Genomic DNA, 23339 nt, shown 5'->3' with positions numbered 1-23339 from the left:
GGCCATTCGAACCACTGAAAATTTATCCAGCGTTTCTTGCGCCCGAAGAACCATGATTAGTACCGAACTCAAATCCCAAATCCAGGGCGCTTATTCGCGTTTTCTCGAAGCCAAAAGCCTTAAGCCACGCTATGGCCAGCGTTTGATGATCGCTGAAGTCGCTAAGGTGCTGGGCGATATCGACACCGACGAGGAAAACCACCGCACAGGCGATCCCGCAGTGGTTGCCGTTGAGGCGGGAACGGGTACGGGTAAAACCGTGGCCTACAGCATGGCGGCCATCCCAACTGCTAAGGCGGCTGGCAAGCGTTTGGTTATCGCGACGGCAACCGTCGCGTTGCAAGAGCAGATTGTCTACAAAGACCTCCCGGACTTAATGCGCAACAGTGGGCTGAACTTCAGCTTTGCACTGGCCAAGGGTCGTGGTCGCTACATGTGCCTGTCCAAACTCGACATGCTGCTGCAAGAGGGCCACGCGCAAACTGCGACGGCGCAGCTGTTTGAGGAGGAGGGTTTCAAGATCGAAGTCGACGAAGCCAGTCAAAAACTGTTCACCAGCATGATCGAAAAGCTGGCCGGCAATAAATGGGACGGCGACCGCGACAGCTGGCCCCAAGCGCTGGAGGACCAGGACTGGGCCCGACTGACCACCGATCACAGCCAGTGCACCAGCCGTCATTGCCCAAACTTCGGGCAGTGCGCCTTTTATAAGGCTCGCGAAGGGATGGGCAAGGTTGATGTGATTGTCACCAACCATGACATGGTGCTGGCCGACTTGGCATTAGGCGGTGGTGCCGTTTTGCCAGACCCGAAGGACACGCTGTATGTGTTCGATGAAGGCCATCACCTGCCAGACAAGGCCATCGGCCACTTTGCCCATTACACCCGTTTGCGCTCGACGGCTGATTGGCTGGAGCAAACCGGCAAAAACCTAACCAAGCTGCTCGCTCAGCACCCTTTGCCGGGCGACTTGGGACGCTTACTGGAGCAAGTGCCGGAACTAACAAAAGAGATCAAGGCCCAGCAGCAATTTATGTTCAGCGCCTGTGAGCAAATTGCCGACTTCAAGGTCGGCGAAGAGCCTGAAGGCCGTGAGCGCCCGCGTCATCGCTTTGTCGGCGGGCTGATCCCTGACCACCTACGTGAGATGGGTGTTGAACTGAAGAAGGGCTTTTCGCGCCTGACGGATCTTTTCACCCGCCTGACCGATCTGCTCAAGGACGGTATGGAGGGTGAGGTCAATATTGGTATCTCCAGCCAGCAGGCCGAGGAGTGGTATCCACTGTTTGGCAGCCTGCTTTCGCGTGCCCAAGGCAACTGGGAGCTGTGGACGGCATTTACCATTGAAGACCCGGAAGACAACCCGCCCATGGCGCGCTGGCTGACGTTGGCTGAAAGTGGTTCGTTGTTCGATATTGAGGTCAATGCCAGCCCGATTCTGGCGGCCGAGATGTTGCGCCGTAACTTATGGAACGTCGCGTATGGGGCATTGGTAACGTCGGCCACGTTGACCGCACTGGGCACCTTTGATCGTTTTCGCATGCGTGCCGGTCTGCCGAAAACGGCGGTTACGGCAGTTGTCCCGAGCCCGTTCCATCATGCTGATGCTGGCGTCTTGCGGGTGCCCGACCTGAAGGCTGATCCGCGAGATGCAACGGCCCATACCGCGGCGATCATTCGTGACTTGCCGGGGTTGGTTGACGGCTCACGAGGCACGTTGGTGCTGTTTTCATCGCGCAAGCAAATGCAGGATGTATTCGACGGTCTGGAGCGCGATTGGCGCAAACAGGTGTTTATCCAAGGCAACTTGTCCAAACAAGAAACCCTTAATAAGCACAAAGCGCGAGTTGATGGCGGCGATTCCAGTGTGCTGTTCGGTCTTGCCAGTTTTGCTGAAGGGGTGGATTTGCCCGGTGCTTACTGTGAACACGTGGTCATCGCTAAAATCCCGTTCTCAGTGCCTGATGACCCTGTCGAAGCCGCGTTGGCAGAGTGGATCGAAGCTCGCGGTGGCAATCCCTTCATGGAGATTTCAGTACCCGACGCTTCGCTCAAGCTGGTGCAGGCGTGCGGGCGCTTACTGCGAACCGAACAGGATCGCGGCACCATCACCTTGCTTGATCGGCGGCTGGTGACCCAGCGCTATGGCAAAGCGATCCTTAATGCGTTGCCACCTTTCCGTCGCGAAATTTCATAAGTGCAGGCCGGTACAGTTGCCGGCTTTGCTGTCGTCTATGCTGTGATTTTTAGAGCCTCACAGGCCTTTCTTGGCCGTTAGGGAGAACCAGATTCATATGATTCGCCGTTCGCTGTCTGCTGCTTTTGCATTGCTGTTTACACCTGCGCTGTTAGCCGCGCCTGCAGGTCAACAAACCCTGTTCAATTTCGTTCGCCCGGCCGACGTAGTGCAAGTGGCGACTGTTGATGCGAACTTGCCGCAATACAATGCCGAGCAAACGGCGGACGGCGAAGTGCTGCGCCGTGTGACATTTAACCCTGCCACCGCCCCCAGTTTGAGCCTGACCCCGCAAACCGGTGTGTGGGATTGGTCGCAATCGGGAATGATGACTCTGCGTATTCAAAATGCCATGAACTGGGCGCTCACGCTCGACGTCACGGTGCAGAGTAAAGACGGGAAAACCCTCTCCAGCCGTGTTGATCTGCCCACAGGCCCTGCGCAAACTCTGCTGCTACCGCTGCAGGCGAATACTCCCCGCAGTCAAGGCATGCGCGCAGGCCCGCCGATGCCAATGACTATTGATGGACAGCGCAGTTTGCTGGCCAGCAGCCATGGGGAAATTGATCGCAGCCAAGTGGTCTCGGTGACGTTGTCGATCCCACAACCTAATGCGGCGCAAAGCATTTTGCTAGAGCGCTTTGGTGTGCAAGACGGCACGGGCGTCATCCAGACTGTTTATGGCTCTATTGTCGACGGATACGGGCAGTCCACCCGAGCCAAGTGGCCGGAGCGCGTGTCTAGCGACGAGCAACTCAAAGCCGCCGCGGCCAAAGAGCAGCAACAGCTCAAAGGTTGGCTGGCAGCACGTACCGGGCTAGATCAGTACGGTGGGGTGCTCAAAGGCGCAGCGTTTGACGCTTCGGGCTTTTTCCGCACAGAGAAACGAAAGGGGCGCTGGTATCTGGTGACACCCGAAGGGCATCCGTTTTACTCGCTGGGCCTTAATGCCGTGACCGCTGATGACAGTCAAACCTATGTCACGGGACGAGAGTGGATGTTCGCTGATCTGCCTAAGCCGCAAGCCCCATTGGCCAGCTATTACGGGACCTCGGAGCACGACAACGATAACGGCGCTTCCCAAGGACGTGGCTATAACACGGGCCGCTGGTACAACTTCTATACCGCCAACTTACAACGCCTCTACGGTGAACCGTGTTTAACCGGGAAAACCGAGCCCGGTGCCGAGCCTGTGATGCCTTGTGCGCCTGAGGTATTTGATGCCAAACGCTGGCAAACCCATGCGCTAGACCGGCTGCAAGCGTGGGGTTTTAACACCATTGGCAACTGGAGCGATCCGGTGCTGGGTCTTAACGACCGTGTGCCTTATACCTTGCCGTTGTCGATTGTGGGGGATTACAACAGCATCAGCACGGGAGCTGATTGGTGGGGCGGTATGCCTGACCCGTTTGATCCGCGCTTTGCTATGGCCACAGAGCGTGCTGTAGCGATAGCAGCCCGCGATCATCGCGATGATCCATGGCTCATTGGCTATTTTGCCGATAACGAACTGGCTTGGGCCGGACCAGGCGATGACCCGCAGTCACGCTATGCACTCGCTTTGGGCACCTTGCTCATGACCACAGATGCCCCTGCCAAGCGGGCTTTTCTTAAACAATTGCGCGATAAGTACCGGAATCAGCAGGGACTGTCTAAGGCGTGGGGTGTTGATATTCCTGCTTGGGAGCTGATGGAAGATCCGGGCTTTGAGGGGCCGCTACCGGATGCAGAGCACCCGGAAATTGAAGCGGACTACACGTATTTTCAAAAAGTATTCGCGGATACCTACTTCAAGACCCTCTCTGACTCTCTGAAATGGCATGCGCCAAATCATTTGCTGTTAGGTGGACGCTTTGCTGTTAGCACCCCAGAAGCTGTGGCCTCGTGCGCGCAGTATTGCGACGTGCTGAGTTTCAACTTCTACACCCTGCAACCACAGGACGGCTATGACTTCGCCAAACTGCGGGAGTTGGACAAGCCGGTAATGATCACCGAATTCAACTTTGGCTCTCGCGACCGCGGCCCGTTCTGGGGAGGCGTCACCGAGGTGGCCAACGAAGAGGCGCGCGGCCCGGCTTATGCCAAGTTTATTAAGCAGGCGCTGGCGGAGCCTTCAATTGTTGGGGTTCACTGGTTCCAGTATTTAGACCAGCCAGTGACCGGGCGTTTGCTTGACGGTGAAAACGGTCATTTCGGCATGGTCGGCATTACCGACCTGCCGTTTACCGGTTTTGTTGACAGCGTACGCAAGACCAATCTGCAAGCCATGGATCAACTGGGGCAAGAGGCGGCGAAGGCACAAGTGGATGCCGAACAATCGCTCAAAGCGCCCGTACACACACCTCAGGACGGAAATGCCGGACGCGCTGGCGCGGGCCATCCCGGTGGTCACTCGGGTAAAGGGCATTAAAGCCTGATACGCCGCTCTGTCGCGAAGCAGTTGCCGCAGGAAGTGTGTTGGCTACATAGCTAGTGCTGCGGTTAGGCTTGCTTTCGGCCCCACGCAGCGCTGCTTTTGCTTACGTAGGAGCTGCCGCAGGCTGCGATCTTTTGCATTTAATGGATCAATAGATCGCAGCCTTCGGCAGCTCCTACAGGAAGTGTGTTGACCTGCCGCGGCTTGGCGAAGCGGATCATCCGCTACGTTTTCACAAAAAATCCATTTCAACATTGATACCTTGCACCGCCACTCGAAAATGCCCAAAAAATATGCATTCTGAGTGGCTCGCTCTGTTTCAAATTCTTACTGGGGCTGGAACAATGCACGCCTTGAAGAGCCATGCTTAATCCAGGAGGTAGGGGTGCAGATTCAAGGCTTTCATGACCTTAAATTCGAGGCAGTGCGTGAGGCGTTTGCTGATCTATTTAATGATCCGCAAGAGCGCGGCGCAGCATTGTGCATTCAGATTGCTGGCGAAACAGTGGTGGATGTCTGGGCGGGTTCAGCCGACAAAGACCGTGAACATGCTTGGCATACAGACACCCTTGTTAATCTGTTTTCCTGCACCAAAACCTTCACTGCAGTCACGGCGTTGCAACTGGTCGAGGAAGGCAAGCTCGCCTTGGATGTGCCCGTCGCGCGTTATTGGCCTGAGTTTGCTGCGGCCGGTAAAGAGTCGATTACCCTTCGCCAATTGCTGAGCCATCGAGCTGGATTGCCGGCGCTGCGTGAACCTATGCCAGCTGCTGCGTTGTATGAGTGGCAAACCATGGTGGATGCATTGGCTGCACAAGCTCCGTGGTGGACACCGGGCGAGGGCCATGGTTATGCGGCAATTACTTATGGCTGGTTGCTGGGCGAGTTAATTCGCCGGGCTGATGGCCGTAGTGCTGGCCAGTCAATCGTGGCACGTACCGCAAACCCTTTAGGCCTGGACTTTCATATTGGGTTAGCCGATGAAGAGTTCTATCGGGTCGCGCATGTAGCACGAAGTAAAGGCAACATGGGCGATGCCGCTGTACAGCGGGTTATGAAAGTCATGATGAGTGAACCAGACTCAATGACCACCCGGGCTTTTAACAATCCTGCGTCTATCATGACTAGCACTAATAAGCCGGAATGGCGTCGTATGGAACAGCCCGCGGCGAATGGACATGGTAATGCTCGAAGTTTGGCGGGTTTTTACAGCGGTTTGTTAGATGGCAGCTTGCTTGAAGCCGAAATGCTTGAACAGCTAACCCGTGAGCACAGCCTGGGAGAAGATAAAACCTTACTCACGCGCACACGCCTTGGGCTGGGCTGCATGCTGGATCAACCCGAGGTGTCCAACGCTACATTTGGGCTGGGTCCCAAGGCTTTTGGTCATCCCGGAGCAGGGGGCTCAGTGGGTTTTGCAGATCCGGAGCGCGATGTTGCTTTTGGATTTGTGACTAATACACTAGGGCCTTACGTATTGATGGATCCACGTGCGCAAAAGTTGGCGAAAGTAGTAGCGCAGTGTTTATAGCCCGGTATTTGTAAACCGTAGGTCGGAACGCGATAGCTTTTATTTCTTTAATACGTTTTTTATAGAGGCCTAGTGCCTTTTTACTTTTAATTCATTGTGTGGATATTCAATGTCATCTAATAAGACCCTCGCTCTGGCGCTTTGCCTAGCTATTACTGGTTGTGCACAAACTCCACAGAATGACGCCGAAGGCGGTCACAAATGGTGGCAGTTCGGGTCGTCTGATCAAACTGCTTCGGTTGGAGACAAAACGGTCAGTGCCGCCTCCAAGCCCAAAGACGTCGCGAAGTCGGCTCCGGTAGATAAAACCGCCGCCGCGCCAACGGCTAACACCACAGAAAGCAGCTTTAGTTGGTGGCCTTTTGGTTCTGACTCGGCCAAGAAAGAGGCCCCGGCAAAAAAAGAACCCATTATTGCTAGGGCTGACCCGGAGCCTGGTGCAAGCACCTCAAGTAAGTGGTGGTGGCCATTTGGTGGTTCCAAAGCGGCTCAACCTGCGCCTATTGGCGTCATTGCGATGCCAGACCCGAAAATCACCCAAGCTTGGCTAGACGAATACGAGCCGCGCCTACGGGTTGCAATCAAAGGTTCTAATCTGCAGTTGGAGCGCCGCGAGAACTTGATCGTGATCGTGGCCTCAGCAGACAGTGCTTTTAAACCTACGCGCCCGGATTTGCTGATGCCCGCCATGCTCGGGCCATTTTCCCGTGTGGCTAAAGTGGTAGAGGGTGACCCTAAAACCGCGGTGTTGGTGCTAGGGCATGCTGATTCGACTGGCGCTATGGCAGCCAATACTCGTTTGAGCCTGGACCGTGCTAAATCAGTAGCGGCGATTTTTCGCATGAGCGGTTTGCAAGGCAACCGTCTGACGTTGCGCGGCATGGGCTCTGTCATGCCGCGTGCGGCTAACGACAGTAATGAAGGCCGTGCATTAAACCGCCGTGTAGAAATCATGATGACTCCGCAAGCGACCATGTTGGCGCTGGTCAGCAAATACAGCCAGCCGGTACTGAGCCCAGAAGAGCTCGTTGCTGCACAACCGGCTGTCGCGCCTTCGACACTCGCAAAAACGGGCTCTGCGTCTACGAGCAAAAAGGCCGCCAACGCCAAGAAAGTCGCGCCGGCTAAAAAGGCGGCTAAGCCTGCAGCCGCAAAAAAACCGGTAGCGGCCAAAGCCGCTGCCGACAAAAAAGTGGCTGCTAACGATCAGAAGAAGAACTGATTGGTTCCGGGAAGGATAGCCCCATGACCCAAGCGCTGGCCGATATGCGCCGCGATTACACCCGTGATGGGCTAGCCGAGGCGCAAGCCCCGGACGAGCCCTTCGCCCTGTTTCATCAGTGGTTCAATGATGCGGTCAAGACCGAGCAACCGCCGGTTGAGGCCAATGCCATGACCCTCGCGACGGTGGATGCCCAAGGGCGTCCACATTGCCGGGTGCTGCTTCTCAAAGGGCTGGATGAGCAAGGTTTTACCTTTTTCACCAATTACACCAGCGCCAAGGGTCAGCAATTGGCAGAGCGTCCTTTTGCCGCCATGACTTTTTTTTGGCCAACCCTAGAGCGACAGGTACGTATCGAAGGCCAAGTGGTTAAAGTGACCTCTGCAGAGTCTGACGCTTACTATCAGATTCGTCCTTTGGGCAGTCGGATTGGGGCATGGGCTTCGCCGCAGAGCCAGGTGATTGCCGACCGAGAAGAGCTGACAGCATTGCTTCAGGCCACTGAGGCGCGTTTCAGCGACACTCAGCCGCACTGCCCAGAGCATTGGGGCGGTTATCGTTTGCTGCCACAGCGCATTGAGTTTTGGCAGGGGCGACCGAGTCGCTTACATGATCGACTCAATTATCGCCGTGAAGGCGCTGAGTGGATCCGTGAGCGCCTAGCCCCCTGAGCATCGTAATAAACAGCGGTGGCGTGCGAGGCAAATCGGCTATTACGCGCTACTCTTGTTTCAAGTTTTTTAAGAGGACTGTCGTCACAACATGTCTGTACAGGCGCTGAATAAAGATCACTTTATCTGCACTGTGCGGTGACAGCTCCGCGGTTGCAGCGTTTAATGAATCCCTGATCTTTTGGAGTAGAACCTATGAGTAAGAGCGTACTGTTAGTTGCAGCTTTTTCGAGCATGACAATTTTGCTGAGCGGCTGCGCCTCAAGCTTGACCGGTGACAGCTACTCGCGGGATGAGGCACGTCAAGTTCAAACCGTACGTACCGGCACTATCGTTGCTTTGCGCCCTGTACAAATTGAAGGCACCAAGACCCCAATCGGCGCCGCTACAGGTGCTGTGGTCGGCGGTGTCGGCGGCAGCGCCATCGGCGGCGGTCGTGGCAGCATCGTCACGGCAGTTATCGGCGCAGTTGCCGGTGGCCTGTTGGGTTCGGCTGCTGAGTCTGGTTTGACCAAGACTCAAGGTGTAGAAATCACAGTTCGTGAAGACGATGGCAGCACCCGTGCTTATGTGCAGCAGGTTGAGCCAAACCAAGTGTTCCGTACCGGCGAGCGCGTACGCATCATGACGGTAAATGGCACGAGCCGTGTGACCCAATAAACGTAGGTCAGTGCTCAAACAAAACCCCGATCAGTGTTAACTGATCGGGGTTTTTTTATGGGCTGGGCACGAGCAGAATTATGAAGAGCGCTTGAAGGCTTGTTCTGCACCTGACAGCGATATTGCAATGCGATCCAGGAGTCTTTCAGCCGAGTATTTAGGGCTTAAACTGCACACCAGCACCGCAGCCAATCCCATCACCAGTGCCGGGCGGGGTATTTTGCCAACGTTGTAATGGCTCAGCATCATCAAGAACACCCAAGCAGCGACAGTCCCGACCAGAGCGCCCGCAATGGCCTCTGGCAGCGGGTGAATGGTGAGGCCGATGTAGTCGATGCTTAACCACCAAGTGAGTAACACCCCGACTCCAAACGCTGGCCAACGCAAGCGCGGATGAATCTGTTGGCACAACAGGCTCAGCATTACGGTGAATACCAAACTGGCATTGGTTGCGTGACCGCTGAACACCGCTATGTCCAAGCCGTGCAAGCCAATCCCCCACCCTTTGAACAGGATTTTGGTTACGCCCACGATGAAGTAAGCGGACAACAGAATACCTAACCACAATAAGGCGATTTTTTTAGATGCAGCAGCCCATAGCCATGCAGCGATAACCAACGCTGCCGGAAACATCACGCTAATGCCCGCGTATTGGACAATCTGAAGTTTCACGTCCACATATCCCTCTTGGTCGACTAAGCTGAGAAAGGGGCAACCTCGGTGTCCCGAGTTGCCCCTATCAACATCCGGGTTTGAGTTGAGTTACGCGACGCCCTGTTTACGACTGAAGAAGGCTGTAACGGCATAGCCAATCAGGGCTGCCAAGATTGAACCGGTCAAGATCCCCATGCGGTCCATACCCACGTAATCACTGCTGCCAGGTACAAACGCCAAGGAGCCGACGAACAGGCTCATGGTGAAGCCGATACCGCAGAGAATAGCTACACCAAATACCTGGCCCCAGTTTGCGCCTGCAGGCAATGCTGCTAGCCCCGTTTTGATAGCGATCCAGGTTAGACCAAACACGCCCACGGTTTTGCCTATCAGCAAACCTGCAGCAATACCCATCGGTACGTGATGGGTAAAGCTGTGCAGGTTGACACCTGTGAGCGAAACGCCCGCGTTGGCAAAGGCAAACAGCGGCAGAATCCCATAGGCGACCCAAGGGTGCAGAGCATGTTCAATGGTCAGCAACGGCGAAGGCTCGGAGTTTTTGGTCCGCAGCGGGATACAAAACGCTAACGTCACGCCGGCCAATGTCGCATGCACACCGCTTTTAAGTACACAGACCCAGAGGATCAGGCCGATGATCATATAAGGTGCAATCTTGATCACGCCCATTCGGTTCATCACGATCAACGCGATCAAGCACGCCGCTGCTAGCAGCAACGAAACACCCGACAACTCACTGGAGTAGAACACCGCAATAACGATAATGGCGCCCAAATCGTCGATGATCGCCAACGTCATTAGGAACAGTTTGAGCGAAACCGGTACACGCTTACCGAGCAAAGCCAGCACGCCGAGTGCAAAGGCAATGTCGGTGGCCATCGGGATTGCCCAGCCATCGAGCGCGTCGGGGTAGTCTTTGTTGAGAAACCAATAGATGAGCGCTGGAACCACCATCCCGCCGATAGCTGCCGCACCCGGTAGAACAACTTGTGAGGGTTTAGAGAGGTGGCCATCAAGCAATTCGCGTTTAACTTCCAGCCCAATCAGCAGAAAGAACAAGGCCATTAGGCCGTCGTTGATCCACAGTAGTGAAGGTTTAGCGATTTGCAGGGCGCCGATCTGCACAGCTACCGGCACATCCAGAAATGCCGTGTAGTAGTGAGAAAGCGGTGAGTTGTTGATGATCAACGCCAGAGCTGCAGCTGCAATTAAAAGCAGACCGCTGGCAGCTTCCATCTGAAAGAAACGAGTGAAAGTGCTACGCAGAAGCAAGGTGGCTCTCCAACGAGTAGGGATTAGGTGAGACACCCTAACCTGTGCGGATAGTTGTTAAAACAAAAACTATATTCTTTTTCGTTATAAGTAATGGCTCGATCCCACGGCGTCTTCGAGGCTGTCAGCTCTGTAACTAATTAAGTCTGAAATTAGCTACATAAGACGTAGGAAAGGTCGTGTTTGAGTGAGGTTGCCTCGCGATCTTCAACAGAAGGCGAGGCACTTTATTAGCGTTTAGAGGCGGGTTACGCCTCGATACCGAGGATGTCACGTGCCACAGCTTCGGCGATGCGGATGCCGTCAACACCGGCGGACATGATACCTCCGGCATAGCCAGCGCCTTCACCTGCCGGGAACAGGCCTTTGACATTAAGGCTTTGCATGGACGCGTCACGGGTGATGCGCAGCGGTGACGAGGTGCGGGTTTCGATCCCGGTCAGTACTGCGTCGTGCATCGAGAAACCGCGAATCTGTTTTTCGAACGCTGGCAATGCTTCGCGGATGGCTTCAATGGCATAGGCGGGCAGGGCAAGCGCCAAATCACCCAGAGAAATCCCCGGCTTGTAGGACGGCTCGACGCTGCCTAGTGTTGTTGACGGCTTACCTGCAATGAAATCACCTACTAACTGCGCGGGCGCTTCATAGTTACTGCCACCTAGCACATAGGCGTGAGCTTCGAGGCGTTCTTGCAACTCGATACCGGCCAAAGGTCCGCCCGGGTAGTCTTCTGGAGTGATGCCGACCACAATCCCGGAGTTGGCATTACGTTCGTTACGCGAGTATTGGCTCATACCGTTGGTGACTACGCGGCCAGGCTCGCTGGTTGCGGCCACAACAGTACCGCCAGGGCACATGCAGAAGCTGTACACCGAGCGACCGTTTTTAGCGTGGTGCACCAGCTTGTAGTCGGCAGCGCCCAGTTTCGGGTGACCGGCGTATTTGCCCAAGCGCGCGCTGTCGATCAACGACTGTGGATGCTCGATGCGAAAGCCGACCGAGAATGGCTTAGCTTCCATGTACACGCCGCGCTCATGCAGCATGCGGAAGGTGTCGCGGGCGCTGTGGCCCAGCGCCATGATCACGTGGCGGGCCTTCAGTTGCTCGCCATCAGCCAGCACGACGCCGGTCAATTGCCCGTCTTCAATCACCACGTCAGTGACGCGCTGTTGAAAGCGCACTTCGCCACCCAGCGCAATAATTTGCTGGCGCATGTTTTCAACGACGCCGGTCAAGCGGAACGTACCGATATGCGGCTTGCTAACGTATAGGATCTCTTCGGGAGCGCCGGCTTTGACAAACTCATGCAGCACTTTGCGGCCGTGGTGCTTCGGATCTTTGATTTGGCTGTAAAGCTTACCGTCGGAGAACGTGCCTGCGCCGCCCTCGCCAAACTGTACGTTGGACTCAGGGTTCAGGACATTTTTACGCCATAGGCCCCAAGTATCTTTGGTGCGCTGACGCACCTCAGTGCCGCGCTCCAGGATGATCGGCTTGAAGCCCATTTGTGCCAGCAGCAGACCGGCGAAAATCCCGCAGGGGCCAAAGCCTACTACAATCGGGCGCTCACTCAACTCTTGTGGGGCTTGCCCAACCACCTTGTAACTGACATCCGGAGCCGGATTGACGTTACGGTCCTCGACGAATTTATGCAGCAGCGCGGCTTCATCTCGCACCTCTAAGTCGATGGTGTAGATAAAGCACAATTCAGAGGTTTTTTTGCGCGCATCGTAGCTGCGCTTAAACAAGGTGAAATCGAGCAGATCATCAGTGGCGATGCCCAAACGCTGCACGATGGCAGTGCGCAGGTCTTCTTCGGGATGGTCGATTGGCAACTTGAGTTCGGTGATTCGTAACATGACTGAGTCCAGTTTCGGGGCCAGGTAAACCCCGGCAGCCTTATGCGAACCGGGGATTATAAGCGGCTTCCTTCACTGGGGGCAGGCTAAAACGGCAAACTCTCGTGACAGTTGTCGATTAGTCGTTGCGTGCGCCACCGAAATAGCCACAACCGCGTTGAACTTGACCGTTAACCCGAAGCTCAGCCACCAGATGTTGCACGCTGCCATTGGCGCTGTCGGTGCAACGTTGCGGCGCGACCCATAGTTCAATGCGTTGATTATTGGCTTCAGTGGACAGAGAGAAGCGCCCATCACCCGCTTGTTCTTCAACGTAAGGCAACGCCAGATTCGGCTGGCCTTCACGCTCTAAGATTAAGCCTTTGCCCCCGGCCTGTACTTCCCACGCAGGGCCATTGCCGCTGGCGTGAACGGTTTGAAGTTTGAAGTTTGGATCTTTACAGGCAGTACTGTTGCGTTCGAGGCGATACAGTTGCTGCACAGTGACTTCGCCCTCTGCATCGGCGCTTTTGGCGCTGACGAAGCGACCGCGAATATCGGCGAACAGCTTGCCTGGCGTGTTCGGCATGTCCGTTGCGTCTTGCACGAGTGTGGTAGTGGCGCTGTCGCTGATGACGTAGCGCTGTTGCCCGACGCACGGTTGAAAAATCAGCTTACCGCTGTCTGAAACCAACTCACCTTGTAAGCGTGTTAGACCGGCGGTTGAATCAACAGGTTTGCTGCTTAACAGTTGGCAGCCTGCAAATACGGGTAACAGAGTGACTAAAACTAATGAACGGGCAGCACGCATTCTTCGGACTCCTGACTAATGCCGCCACGTTACTTAGGCTCAGCGCGCATCACAAGGGGGAGGGGTTTCACGGCTAAGTGCAGGCGCTGACTCAGGCTGCGATCTTCAGGTCGCCTCAAAGGCATCTAACTTCAGCCATGCCCGTTTGCTGCGCTATAGCGCAGCATCTGGACAACGTTACCCCACCTGATAGGTTTGCCCGGTTTGTAAGCCTTCGACGCTTTTGGCGAAAGCCAGCGCGACATCCGCAGCTGCCACAGGTTTGAACCCGCGAAAATACGGCGCGTACTTGTCCATGGCTTCCTTTAGCACGGTCGGGCTGACGGAGTTCACCCGCAACCCGCGTGGCAGTTCAATAGCCGCCGCTCGGACAAAGCCGTCAATTGCCGCATTGACCAGTGCTGCCGAGCTACCGGTGCGAATCGGCTCGCGGTTGATGATCCCGCTGGTGAACGTAAATGATGCGCCGTCGTTGGCGTACTCGCGTCCGATCAGCAATAAGTTGACCTGACCCATCAGCTTGTCCTGTAAACCCAAGGCGAAGTCGCTTTCGTTCATCTCATTCAGCGGCACGAACTTGACGTTGCCTGCTGCGCAAATCAGTGCGTCGAAGCGTCCGGTTTGTTCAAACAGCGAACGAATTGATGCACTGTCGCTGATGTCGACGTGCAAGTCGCCGCTGTTTCGTCCAATACGCACGACCTCGTGGCGCGCTGATAGCTCGCGATCAATAGCAGAACCAACAGTGCCGTTAGCGCCAATCAATAGAATCTTCATCAGAAAGCCCTTTCGTTAAGAGGTGTGGGCTCAGTCTAGTATTGGTTTTTGGATGCGATAAGCGCACTAATAGGCAACCTTTGGTTTTCATATGGAAACAATCCATGAGTGAGATGGATGACCTGGCGGCGTTTGCGGTGTTGATTAACGCGGGTAGCTTTACCTTGGCCGCCCAGCAGTTGGGTTGTAGCAAAGGGCAGTTGTCCAAGCGTATCAGTCAGTTGGAGGCCAGGTTTTCAGTGATCCTGCTGCATCGCACCACTCGACGATTGAGCCTGACGGCTGCGGGGGCGGCGTTACTGCCGCAAGCACAGGCGTTGGTTGTACAAGTGGAACGGGCGCGTCAGGCATTGGCACGGCTTAAAGACGACATGGCTGGGCCGGTACGGCTGACAGTGCCTGTGTCGTTAGGAGAAACCTTTTTCGACGCGTTGCTGCTGGAGTTTTCTCACGACTACCCCTTGATACAAATCGAGCTGGAGCTCAATAACAGCTACCGAGATTTGGCTCGAGAGGGGTTTGATTTGGCCATTCGCTCGCAGGTCAGCAGTGATGAGCGGTTAGTGGCCAAGTCGGTGCTGAACTGGCATGAAGTGACCTGCGCCAGCCCCGCGTACCTAGAGCAGTTCGGCGAGCCGACAAGCCCTGTGCAACTGGCAGAGCATCGCTGCCTACTCAACAGCCACTACAGTGGCCGTGAAGAATGGCAGTATCACCAGCAACATGAATTGCATCGGGTACGGGTTTCCGGGCCTTTTGCCAGTAATCATTACAGCCTGCTGAAAAAAGCAGCAGTGATCGGCGCGGGGATCGCACGCTTACCGTCTTACATGCTCCATGCTGAATTGGCGGACGGGCATTTGCGCCAGATACTCGGTGCATATCAGACGCGCAGCCACCCGATGTACTTGGTACACCCTTATGAAGGCGGCTTGCCCAAGCGCACCCAAGTGCTGGCGGACTATCTTGTGCAGTGGTTTCAACGCAGTGGCGCCGTTTGACCTGCGCCCACAAAAAACGGCCCCGAAGGGCCGTTTAGGTCATAGGCAGAATTAACCGCCCAGATACGCGTCACGCACTTTTGGATCGCTGAGCAACTGCTCACCAGTGCCCTGCATCACCACGCGGCCGTTTTCTAACACGTAGGCGCGGTCAGCAATTTTCAGCGCTTGGTTGGCGTTTTGCTCCACCAGAAACACCGTCACGCCCTCATCACGCAGCTGTTCGATGATGTCGAAAATCTGCTGAATGATGATGGGTGCCAACCCCAAGGAAGGCTCATCGAGCAACAACAACTTGGGTTTGCTCATCAGCGCTCGACCAATGGCAAGCATCTGCTGTTCGCCACCCGACATGGTGCCGCCGCGTTGGCTGAATCGCTCTTTCAGGCGCGGAAACAGGTGTAACACCTTGTCCATTTGCTCCTGATAATCGTGCTTTTCAGTGAAGAAACCGCCCATGGCGAGGTTCTCTTCCACGGTTAGACGAGCAAATACTCGACGTCCTTCAGGCACAACCGCGATGCTTTTGCGCATGATTTGCGCTGAGCTCAACCCCACCAGCTCTTCGCCCATGTAGCGGATACTGCCGCTTTGCGCTTGTGGTGCACCACATAGGGTCATCATCAGCGTCGATTTGCCTGCACCGTTGGCGCCGATCAACGTCACAATTTCGCCCTGGCGTACTTCGACGTTAACGCCGTGCAGCGCTTGGATCTTGCCGTAGAAGGTCGAAACGTTTTCAAATTGCAGCATTTACGCTTCCCCCAGATAGGCTTTGATCACGTCAGGGTTATCGCGGATTTGCTCCGGCGTCCCATCGGCCAAAGGTGTGCCCTGATTGATCACCACGATATGGTCGGAAATGCTCATGACCAATTTCATGTCGTGTTCAATCAGCAACACCGTGACGTTGTGCTCGTTGCGCAAAACGCTGATCAGCATTTTGAGGTCTTCGGTTTCTTTAGGGTTGAGGCCCGCCGCAGGCTCGTCAAGCATGAGAAGACGCGGGCGCGTCATCATGCAGCGAGCGATTTCCAAACGTCGTTGCTGCCCATAGGCCAGCGTACCCGCAGGGCGGTTGGCAAACTCGGTCAGATTGACCTTGTCCAGCCAGTACGCGGCAAAGTCCATGGCCTCTTGTTCGCTTTTACGGAACGCCGGGGTCTTAAACAAACCCGCAAGGAAGTTGGTGTTGAGATGGCGATGCTGAGCGATTAACAGGTTCTCAACGGCCGTCATGTCCTTGAACAGGCGAACGTTCTGGAACGTACGCACCACGCCTTTACGGGCGATTTCATGACCTGTTAGCCCTTGAATCGGCTCGCCGTCCAGCAGAATGGTGCCCGCAGACGGTTTGTAGAACCCTGTGAGGCAGTTGAACACGGTGGTTTTACCGGCGCCGTTAGGCCCGATCATGGATACAACTTGTTTTTCCTGCACGGTCAGGGCTACGCCGTTCACCGCCAACAAGCCGCCAAAGCGCATGCTCAGGCCGCTAACGTTCAGTATCTCGCGGCTCATTTTCGCAGCTCCAAGTGAGGACGTTGCATAGGCAGCAGACCCTGTGGTCGCCAGATCATCATCAGCACCATCAGGGCGCCGAACAGCAGCATCCGGTACTCACTGAAATCGCGCATCATTTCTGGCAGCAAGATCATCACCACTGCCGCCAGGATCACACCCAGTTGCGAGCCCATACCGCCCAGTACCACGATGGCCAGGATGATTGCTGACTCCAGGAAGGTAAACGATTCCGGGGTGACCAGACCTTGTCGAGCGGCAAAAAAGCTACCCGCGAAACCGGCAAAGGTCGCGCCCAAGGTGAACGCAGACAGTTTGATCACGGTCGGATTCAAGCCCAGTGCCCGGCAGGCAATTTCGTCTTCGCGCAGTGCTTCCCATGCGCGGCCAATCGGCATGCGCAGCAAGCGGTTGATCACGAACAATACGATCAGTACCAAGACCAAGGCGATCAGGTACAGGAAGATAACCTTGTTGATCGAGTTGTAGGCGATGCCGAAGTATTCGTGGAAGGTCTGCATGCCCTCTGCGGCGGTTCTGTCAAAGCTCAGACCAAAGAGGGTAGGTTTTGGGATGTTACTGATGCCGTTTGGCCCACCAGTGATGTCCGTCAGGTTACGCAGGAACAGACGGATGATTTCACCAAAGCCCAGCGTCACGATGGCCAAGTAGTCGCCGCGTAAGCGCAGTACCGGGAACCCCAGTAGAAAACCAAACGTTGCGGCCATCAACCCTGCCAGTGGCAGACACACCCAGAAGCTCAGGCCGAAGTAATGGGCGAGCAGTGCGTAGGTATATGCACCGACAGCGTAGAACCCCACATAACCGAGATCCAGAAGGCCAGCCAGACCGACTACGATGTTTAGCCCAAGGCCGAGCATCACGTAGATCAGGATCAGTGTGGCGATGTCCACCGCCCCCCGGGAGCCATAGAATGGCCAGATCAGTGCAACAACGACCAGCCCCAAAATGATCCAGCGTTGGGTACGCGGTAGCGTTAGGAAGTTACTGGCCTTGGCCGGCACTTTCGGCAGGTTTGGCGAAGCTTTCCAGGCTGCGCTGAGTTGATGATGGAACAGCACGCGAATAAACATCAGCAATGAGCAGATCGCAATCACGCTCAGGGTGAAGGTGCTGGTGTTATGTACTTCAATGTTGATCCCAACGATAGTCAGTTTTAAGCCAAGTACCGGGTAGGCGACGGCCCAGACCAACAGAGCGCTGAAGAGCGCCGATTTAAGATTCCTAGTCATACTTTTTCAATCTCCGGACGTCCCAGAATACCGGTCGGACGGAACAGCAGTACCAACACAAGTAGACTAAATGCCACTACGTCTTTGTACTGGTCGCCGAAAATATCAGCACCAAAGGCTTCAGCCACACCGAGTACTAGGCCGCCTAGCATCGCACCTGGGATGCTGCCAATCCCGCCCAATACTGCGGCAGTAAACGCTTTAAGCCCTACAAGAAATCCGGAGCCGGGGTTGATAACACCGTATTGCACGCTGATCAAAACGGCCGCAACGGCTGCCAATGCGGCACCGATAACGAAGGTTAGAGCAATGACGTTGTTGGTGTTGATGCCAAGCAAGTTGGCCATTTTCATATCTTCAGCACAGGCGCGGCAGGCGCGGCCTAGGCGTGAGCGGGAGATGAACAGGGTCAGACCGAGCATGGCCACGAGCGTTACAACGAAGACCACGATTTGCATGTAGGAGATGACAACTTCACTCGCACCGCCTGGGCCGAATGTGAAGCCGCCGGGGATCAGGTTAGGAATGGATTTGTCTTTTGAGTCTTGAGACAGCAGCACCATGTTTTGCAGGAAAATCGACATACCAATGGCAGAGATCAACGGGATTAAACGATTGCTGCCACGCAGAGGACGGTAAGCCACCCGTTCAATGCTGTAGCCGTAAGAACTGGTCACTACGATGCTGGCGATGAATGCCCCGGTCAGCAATAACGGCACGCTGTCCAAGCCCATCATGGTGAGACCGGCAATCGCGATAAACGCGATGTAGGAACCAATCATGTACACCTCGCCGTGGGCGAAGTTGATCATTCCAATAATGCCGTAAACCATCGTGTAGCCGATGGCGATCAGGGCATAGGTGCTGCCAACGTTGAGACCGTTAACCAGCATTTGGAAGAAGTGATAGATGTCAGGCATTACAAGCTCCTAAAAACCTGAGACGCATTTCACTGGTGGAGTCATTTTCCGGCCTGTATCGCACGGTTTTACAGCCGCTTGAAAACAGGTCTTCTGCCAGCGAACCGCTGGTGACGGTTTTAAAGATTTTCAGGTGGGGAGACTTTCGGATCACGAAAGCGCGGCCCAATTTCTGTGGGCCAACGGCCCGTAATACAAAGCCCACCGTTCGCGCAGTGGGCTTTGTTGTCAGATCAAGAACCGACCCTTATTGAGGGCTTACTTCTGTTTTAGGTTTGCCGAAGTGCCATTCGTACACCACGAACTTAAAGTTTTTAAGGTCGCCTTTATCATCAAAGGTCAGGTCGCCCATTGGGGTTTTGAAAGTCCCGTCATGGATAGCCTTGGCCACTTTAGTGGTGTCTTCGCTTTTGGCTTGCTCGATGCCCTGGGCGATCACTTCAACGGCGGAGTAAGCCGGGAATACAAACGGGCCTGTTGGGTCTTTCTTGTCTGCGACGAACTTCGCTACCAGCGCCTTGTTCTCAGGCTGTTGGTCGAAGGCTTGTGGCAGGGTTACCAGCAGACCTTCGGAAGCATCCTGAGCGATTTGCGAGATGGAATCGTTACCTACGCCTTCCGGACCCATGAACTTGGCGTTCAGGCCTTTTTCTTTAGATTGGCGCAAGATCAGACCCAGTTCAGGGTGATAGCCGCCGTAGTAAACGAAATCAACGTTATCTTTTTTGAGCTTGGCGATGATGGCCGCAAAGTCTTTGTCACCCGCGTTTACGCCTTCAAAGACCGCAACTTTGATGCCTTTCTTTTCCAGGGTTTCTTTAACAGCAGTGGCGATGCCTTCACCGTATTGCTGTTTATCGTGCAGTACAGCGACCACTTTAGGCTTCACGTGATCGGCAATGTAGTTCCCCGCTGCTGGACCTTGAGCGCTGTCTAGGCCGATGGTGCGGAAGACATTTTTGTAGCCTCGGGCAGTGATTTCCGGCGCGGTGGCGGCCGGGGTGATCATGATGATGCCTTCGTCTTCGTAGATGTCTGAAGGAGGCTGAGTGGAGCTGGAGCACAGGTGACCGACAACATACTTGACGCCGTCATTGACGACTTTGTTGGCGACGGCGACCGCTTGTTTTGGATCACAAGCATCGTCGTACTCTTTCGCTTCAAGCTGGTACTTTTTGCCGTCTATATCAACACCGCCTTTAGCGTTGATGTCTGCAATCGCTTGTTTTGCGCCAGTAAACTGCATGTCGCCGTACTGGGTGACGGGGCCGGTTTTAGGGCCTGCAATACCGATCTTGATGGTGTCTGCAGCAAATGAATGGCTGGCAACCCCGGCCAAAACCATCGCGGCAAACAGTTTAGTAATCTGCTTCTTAGCCATCTTTATTGGTGCTCCACTCTTCTGTTGTAATTTTTATAGTCCTGGAAGCCAAGGCAGCCGGACCGGGTTTTTCGTGACGAAACTCCCGACCAATCCCCCCCGCAACTGTACCGGTACAGTGTAGAGCGCCGGTTTAGCGCTTGAATAGCGGGCTACAGGGAGAAAAAGCAGGAAATGTCGCCTAAACGAAAGAAAGAGACAGAATAGCGGCGAATTATGTTGTTGATCTTTATCAGAATGTTGCTAGCTCAACAGGTTCATCCTTGGCTCTTCACTCTTTCTTCGTTTCCTTACCTCTCTTTGGGTTTTTCTACCGAGTAGGCGACGCTATCATTGTGCCGATTTTCTTACTTGGTGACTCCCATGACTCAAGAACCTAGCACCCTCTATGCCAAGCTGCTTGGCGAGACTGCAACAATTGAATGGAAGGTGTTGCAAACGTTCTTCGCCAAAGGCGATGTGTTGTGGGTTGACCCCGCACTGGACTTGATCGAAGCCGCTATGGCTGTGACTCAGGATGATGCAGAGAAAATCAAGGCTTGGTTGGCTTCTGGGGTATTTGGAAAGATGACTGAAGCGCACGCGCTAGACGTTGTTGAACGTAACCCTGAGCTATGGGCAGTAGTGGTTTCGCCGTGGGTGATGATCCAAGACAGGGCAAAAAAATAATTGCTAGCACCAATCTAGTGCGTTAATTGCGATGTTTTTTTAGCGAGCGGTGGGTAGGCCAGTAACTGTTTCTGGATGATGGCCACTTGCCGTAGAGAAATGCCACAGTTATTGCTGTGGCATTTTTAGTCTAAAGAAGGTGATTAGGAGCGATTGCTCTCTTCGTGTTGGAGGGCTGAGTGGTTCGACCCAAAACGGTGAGTGTGATGGAGTTGTTCGAGTAGCTCGGGCAATGCATCAAAGGCTACGGGGTGGCTGATGAGGTAGCCCTGAACAAGGTCGCAACCACAGTGACTTAACAGTTCGAGTTGTTGCAAGGTTTCTACGCCTTCTGTCACGACAACTAACTGTAGGGTGTGAGCCATGACAATGATCGCTTGCACGATCTCCAAATCTTGGCTGGAGGTCTGGATATCTTGAATAAAAGAGCGATCAATTTTTAGGGTGTTGAGCGGCAGACGCCTTAAATAGGCCAGTGATGAATACCCGGTGCCAAAATCGTCGATCGACAAAGACACCCCTTGTGCCCGAATCTGCCTTAATAACTGTGAGGTTTTGCTGATATTGCCCATTAGAGCGTTTTCAGTGACCTCCAATTCAAGCCGGTGCGGAGCAATCCCGGATGACAACAGCGCGCTTTTGATTTCGTCTGCCAATGCCTCGCGAACCAAGTTGAGTGCTGAGCAATTTACAGCAATCCCAAGTTGCTCCCAACCTAGGCGCGAAAGTGCTGCCAAATCGTTACAGGCTTTGCGCAACACCCAACGATCAAGCTCAGTGATAAGTCCATTGGCTTCGGCAATGTTGATAAAGCGGTCTGGGCCCAGAAGGCCGTGTTCTGGATGCTCCCAGCGCACCAAGGCTTCGAGTTTGACGACGCGTCCATGTTTAAGGTCGATGATGGGCTGGTAATGCAGCAGCAATCCGATGTCTTCATCCAGTGCTTGGCGCAGTTCTTCCTCAATTTGCAGTTCGAGTGAGGCTTTGACGGTGAGGTTCGAGTTGAAAAAATTCAGACTATTTCGACCGTTACCCTTGGATTGATACAGCGCTAGATCGGCGTGCTTAAGCAGTTCGCTGCTGGTTGTGCCGTCGTCTGGGAATACGCTAATGCCAATACTGGTGGTCATGACCATGCGCCTACCCGCCAGCTCAATGGGGTCTTTGAGGCTGTACATGATGCGCTTGGCCATACTTTGTGCTTCGTCGCGGTCGTTAATGTCGATCAATATGCAGAACTCATCCCCACCAAAGCGTGCGACCACATCTGCATGAGTGCGGGCTGCACCACTGATCTGGCTAGCGATGGTCTTAAGCAACTCATCTCCCGCGTCATGGCCCAAGCTGTCATTGATGCGTTTGAAGTGATCTATATCAAGAAACAGGACGGCTAGTTTGCGATGCTGTGCCGAGCTTTCTGCGAGCTTTTCGGCAAATATCTGGTTAAAGCCGCGGCGATTAATCAGGTTGGTCAACGGATCGTAATGCGCCACCTGCTGCAAAGACATTCGAGCCTCGTCAAGTTGGCTGAGCAGCGCGTTGACTCGCGCAAGATCGTGTTCTTTTTGTTGCAGCTTCTTGTCGACCAAGGCCGCGCTGATGCTGCTGCCAATCAGCAGCAGGGTGATGATGGCCACCATGAGCGCGAGTTGCCAGTGATTGGTCTCAATGTGCCCTTGAGCGGTGTCGCCGGTCGGCGAATACGTGTGCAAGGCCCACATACCAATAAAGTGAACACCCAGAATGGCGGTGCCAGTGGCGAAGCTGATGGCGTATTTAAAAAATTGATGGGTCAAGCCGTAGGTCGACCGCAGCGCTATGGTCATGAGCAAGGCCCAATAGCTTGCGCCTACCGCGAGTAGCAATGAGAGGATGACCCCGATGGGATCATAGTGTTGGAGGCTATTGGTATGCATGGCAGACATGCCGCTGTAATGCATGCTGGCGATGCCAATACCAAAAATCAGTGCTGCCATCATTAATCGGGCACGAGACAAGCCGGGCTGTTTGAGTAGGTACATTGCTACAAGAGCGCTGACCCAGATGATGAGCAGCGAGCCGATGGTGATGCCCAGGTTGTAACGAATCTCGTGTGAGGATTCAAAGGCCAACATGCTGATGAAGTGCATGGCCCAGATGCCGCCTGCTAGACAGCTTGCTCCCAGCCATCGCCAGATCGTTTTAGCCGCCGGTTTTTCAGCGTTAGAGGCGCGTTCAACCATGTGCAGCACCGCTAAACACGCTGCACAGGCGACCAGCCAGGCAAGAAACACGAGGTAAAGGTTATGGCTGCTGTTTAGCGTTTGTTGGCCGTGTTCAACATGCGAACCGAAAAACTGCCATTTGAACCATTCCATTCCAGGCACCGACACTGAGTCCTTGTCTGCTAGCGACAGGCGCTAGTGTGGTTTCAGTGTAGAGGCTGGGGTGGAGGTAAGAGAGGGTAATGGCTATTTGATGCCAATTACTTTGTAATTGATAATGATCT

19 protein-coding genes are annotated in these 23339 nt (G+C 54.5%); 8 read left to right on the top strand and 11 right to left on the bottom strand.

Features of this window, described 5'->3' with window-relative positions:
- Positions 1-52 precede the first annotated feature (52 nt).
- From dinG to AQS70_RS00480, 6 genes are all read left to right on the top strand, one after another.
- Entirely contained in the window at positions 53-2197 is a 2145-nt protein-coding gene (gene dinG / locus AQS70_RS00505) for an ATP-dependent DNA helicase DinG (RefSeq protein WP_055100992.1), read from the top strand.
- 97 nt (positions 2198-2294) lie between these two features.
- Positions 2295-4646, top strand: a complete 2352-nt coding sequence (locus AQS70_RS00500) for a beta-galactosidase (RefSeq protein WP_055100991.1) — start codon at positions 2295-2297, stop codon at positions 4644-4646.
- A gap of 391 nt (positions 4647-5037) precedes the next feature.
- Positions 5038-6183 (top strand): serine hydrolase domain-containing protein, encoded by a 1146-nt coding sequence (locus tag AQS70_RS00495; RefSeq protein ID WP_055100990.1) that lies wholly within the window; start codon positions 5038-5040, stop codon positions 6181-6183.
- Between the two features lie 109 nt (positions 6184-6292).
- On the top strand, positions 6293-7405 hold the full coding sequence (locus AQS70_RS00490; protein ID WP_055100989.1) for an OmpA family protein: 1113 nt from the start codon (positions 6293-6295) through the stop codon (positions 7403-7405).
- A gap of 23 nt (positions 7406-7428) precedes the next feature.
- Complete coding sequence (gene pdxH, locus AQS70_RS00485) at positions 7429-8076, top strand: pyridoxamine 5'-phosphate oxidase (protein ID WP_055100988.1); 648 nt, start codon at positions 7429-7431, stop codon at positions 8074-8076.
- A 195-nt stretch (positions 8077-8271) separates the two neighbouring features.
- The gene (locus AQS70_RS00480; protein ID WP_055100987.1) at positions 8272-8736 is read left to right on the top strand and encodes an outer membrane lipoprotein; all 465 of its coding nucleotides are present in this window, start codon (positions 8272-8274) and stop codon (positions 8734-8736) included.
- Positions 8737-8814: 78 nt separating this feature from the next.
- On the opposite strand, the gene AQS70_RS00475 is transcribed toward AQS70_RS00480, so the two are convergent.
- The 5 genes from AQS70_RS00475 to AQS70_RS00455 all read right to left on the bottom strand — a co-directional run bounded on the left by AQS70_RS00475 (position 8815) and on the right by AQS70_RS00455 (position 14106).
- Entirely contained in the window at positions 8815-9414 is a 600-nt protein-coding gene (locus tag AQS70_RS00475; RefSeq protein ID WP_082427999.1) for a hypothetical protein, read from the bottom strand.
- A gap of 84 nt (positions 9415-9498) precedes the next feature.
- A complete protein-coding gene (gene nhaA / locus AQS70_RS00470) occupies positions 9499-10680 on the bottom strand; it encodes a Na+/H+ antiporter NhaA (RefSeq protein ID WP_055100986.1) in 1182 nt (393 codons plus the stop codon).
- A 248-nt stretch (positions 10681-10928) separates the two neighbouring features.
- Entirely contained in the window at positions 10929-12539 is a 1611-nt protein-coding gene (locus tag AQS70_RS00465) for an NAD(P)/FAD-dependent oxidoreductase (protein ID WP_055100985.1), read from the bottom strand.
- Between the two features lie 118 nt (positions 12540-12657).
- Complete coding sequence (locus AQS70_RS00460) at positions 12658-13329, bottom strand: COG3650 family protein (protein WP_055100984.1); 672 nt, start codon at positions 13327-13329, stop codon at positions 12658-12660.
- A 177-nt stretch (positions 13330-13506) separates the two neighbouring features.
- Positions 13507-14106, bottom strand: coding sequence for a short chain dehydrogenase (locus AQS70_RS00455; RefSeq protein WP_055100983.1), 600 nt, complete (start codon positions 14104-14106; stop codon positions 13507-13509).
- A 104-nt stretch (positions 14107-14210) separates the two neighbouring features.
- On the opposite strand from AQS70_RS00455, the gene AQS70_RS00450 reads away from it, so the two are divergent.
- Positions 14211-15107 (top strand): LysR family transcriptional regulator, encoded by an 897-nt coding sequence (locus AQS70_RS00450; protein ID WP_055100982.1) that lies wholly within the window; start codon positions 14211-14213, stop codon positions 15105-15107.
- Positions 15108-15158: 51 nt separating this feature from the next.
- Here AQS70_RS00450 and AQS70_RS00445 read toward each other — a convergent pair whose 3' ends face one another.
- The 5 genes from AQS70_RS00445 to AQS70_RS00425 all read right to left on the bottom strand — a co-directional run bounded on the left by AQS70_RS00445 (position 15159) and on the right by AQS70_RS00425 (position 20188).
- Positions 15159-15860 (bottom strand): ABC transporter ATP-binding protein, encoded by a 702-nt coding sequence (locus AQS70_RS00445; RefSeq protein ID WP_055100981.1) that lies wholly within the window; start codon positions 15858-15860, stop codon positions 15159-15161.
- Positions 15861-16628: a high-affinity branched-chain amino acid ABC transporter ATP-binding protein LivG gene (gene livG / locus AQS70_RS00440; protein ID WP_055100980.1), complete on the bottom strand. Its 768-nt coding sequence runs from the start codon at positions 16626-16628 to the stop codon at positions 15861-15863.
- Positions 16625-17881 (bottom strand): high-affinity branched-chain amino acid ABC transporter permease LivM, encoded by a 1257-nt coding sequence (locus tag AQS70_RS00435; RefSeq protein WP_055100979.1) that lies wholly within the window; start codon positions 17879-17881, stop codon positions 16625-16627. The genes livG and AQS70_RS00435 overlap by 4 nt, the downstream gene beginning before the upstream one ends.
- On the bottom strand, positions 17878-18801 hold the full coding sequence (gene livH, locus AQS70_RS00430; protein ID WP_055100978.1) for a high-affinity branched-chain amino acid ABC transporter permease LivH: 924 nt from the start codon (positions 18799-18801) through the stop codon (positions 17878-17880). Before livH ends, AQS70_RS00435 begins: the two co-directional genes overlap by 4 nt.
- A gap of 247 nt (positions 18802-19048) precedes the next feature.
- The gene (locus AQS70_RS00425) at positions 19049-20188 is read right to left on the bottom strand and encodes a branched-chain amino acid ABC transporter substrate-binding protein (protein ID WP_277620571.1); all 1140 of its coding nucleotides are present in this window, start codon (positions 20186-20188) and stop codon (positions 19049-19051) included.
- A gap of 357 nt (positions 20189-20545) precedes the next feature.
- Between AQS70_RS00425 and AQS70_RS00420 the strand changes: the two genes are divergently transcribed.
- Positions 20546-20851 carry a DUF2288 domain-containing protein gene (locus AQS70_RS00420; RefSeq protein ID WP_055100976.1) on the top strand — a complete coding sequence of 102 codons (306 nt, stop codon included), beginning with the start codon at positions 20546-20548 and terminating at the stop codon, positions 20849-20851.
- Positions 20852-20994: 143 nt separating this feature from the next.
- On the opposite strand, the gene AQS70_RS00415 is transcribed toward AQS70_RS00420, so the two are convergent.
- Complete coding sequence (locus tag AQS70_RS00415; RefSeq protein WP_055100975.1) at positions 20995-23208, bottom strand: putative bifunctional diguanylate cyclase/phosphodiesterase; 2214 nt, start codon at positions 23206-23208, stop codon at positions 20995-20997.
- Positions 23209-23339 lie beyond the last annotated feature (131 nt).

The organism is Pseudomonas endophytica (assembly GCF_001411475.1).
In the GTDB taxonomy this organism is placed as follows: Bacteria; Pseudomonadota; Gammaproteobacteria; order Pseudomonadales; family Pseudomonadaceae; genus Aquipseudomonas; species Aquipseudomonas endophytica.
This window is presented reverse-complemented; position numbering and strand designations above follow the sequence as displayed.

What these genes read in the sequence shown, in the direction of transcription:
- AQS70_RS00415 (WP_055100975.1), bottom strand. Translation starts at nt 23,208, where the DNA reads ATGGAATGGTTCAAATGGCAGTTTTTCGGTTCGCATGTTGAACACGGC.
- AQS70_RS00435 (WP_055100979.1), bottom strand. Translation starts at nt 17,881, where the DNA reads ATGACTAGGAATCTTAAATCGGCGCTCTTCAGCGCTCTGTTGGTCTGG.
- AQS70_RS00420 (WP_055100976.1), top strand. Translation starts at nt 20,546, where the DNA reads ATGACTCAAGAACCTAGCACCCTCTATGCCAAGCTGCTTGGCGAGACT.
- AQS70_RS00500 (WP_055100991.1), top strand. Translation starts at nt 2,295, where the DNA reads ATGATTCGCCGTTCGCTGTCTGCTGCTTTTGCATTGCTGTTTACACCT.
- AQS70_RS00445 (WP_055100981.1), bottom strand. Translation starts at nt 15,860, where the DNA reads ATGCTGCAATTTGAAAACGTTTCGACCTTCTACGGCAAGATCCAAGCG.
- livG (WP_055100980.1), bottom strand. Translation starts at nt 16,628, where the DNA reads ATGAGCCGCGAGATACTGAACGTTAGCGGCCTGAGCATGCGCTTTGGC.
- livH (WP_055100978.1), bottom strand. Translation starts at nt 18,801, where the DNA reads ATGCCTGACATCTATCACTTCTTCCAAATGCTGGTTAACGGTCTCAAC.
- pdxH (WP_055100988.1), top strand. Translation starts at nt 7,429, where the DNA reads ATGACCCAAGCGCTGGCCGATATGCGCCGCGATTACACCCGTGATGGG.
- AQS70_RS00490 (WP_055100989.1), top strand. Translation starts at nt 6,293, where the DNA reads ATGTCATCTAATAAGACCCTCGCTCTGGCGCTTTGCCTAGCTATTACT.
- AQS70_RS00465 (WP_055100985.1), bottom strand. Translation starts at nt 12,539, where the DNA reads ATGTTACGAATCACCGAACTCAAGTTGCCAATCGACCATCCCGAAGAA.
- AQS70_RS00480 (WP_055100987.1), top strand. Translation starts at nt 8,272, where the DNA reads ATGAGTAAGAGCGTACTGTTAGTTGCAGCTTTTTCGAGCATGACAATT.
- AQS70_RS00450 (WP_055100982.1), top strand. Translation starts at nt 14,211, where the DNA reads ATGAGTGAGATGGATGACCTGGCGGCGTTTGCGGTGTTGATTAACGCG.
- AQS70_RS00460 (WP_055100984.1), bottom strand. Translation starts at nt 13,329, where the DNA reads ATGCGTGCTGCCCGTTCATTAGTTTTAGTCACTCTGTTACCCGTATTT.
- AQS70_RS00455 (WP_055100983.1), bottom strand. Translation starts at nt 14,106, where the DNA reads ATGAAGATTCTATTGATTGGCGCTAACGGCACTGTTGGTTCTGCTATT.
- dinG (WP_055100992.1), top strand. Translation starts at nt 53, where the DNA reads ATGATTAGTACCGAACTCAAATCCCAAATCCAGGGCGCTTATTCGCGT.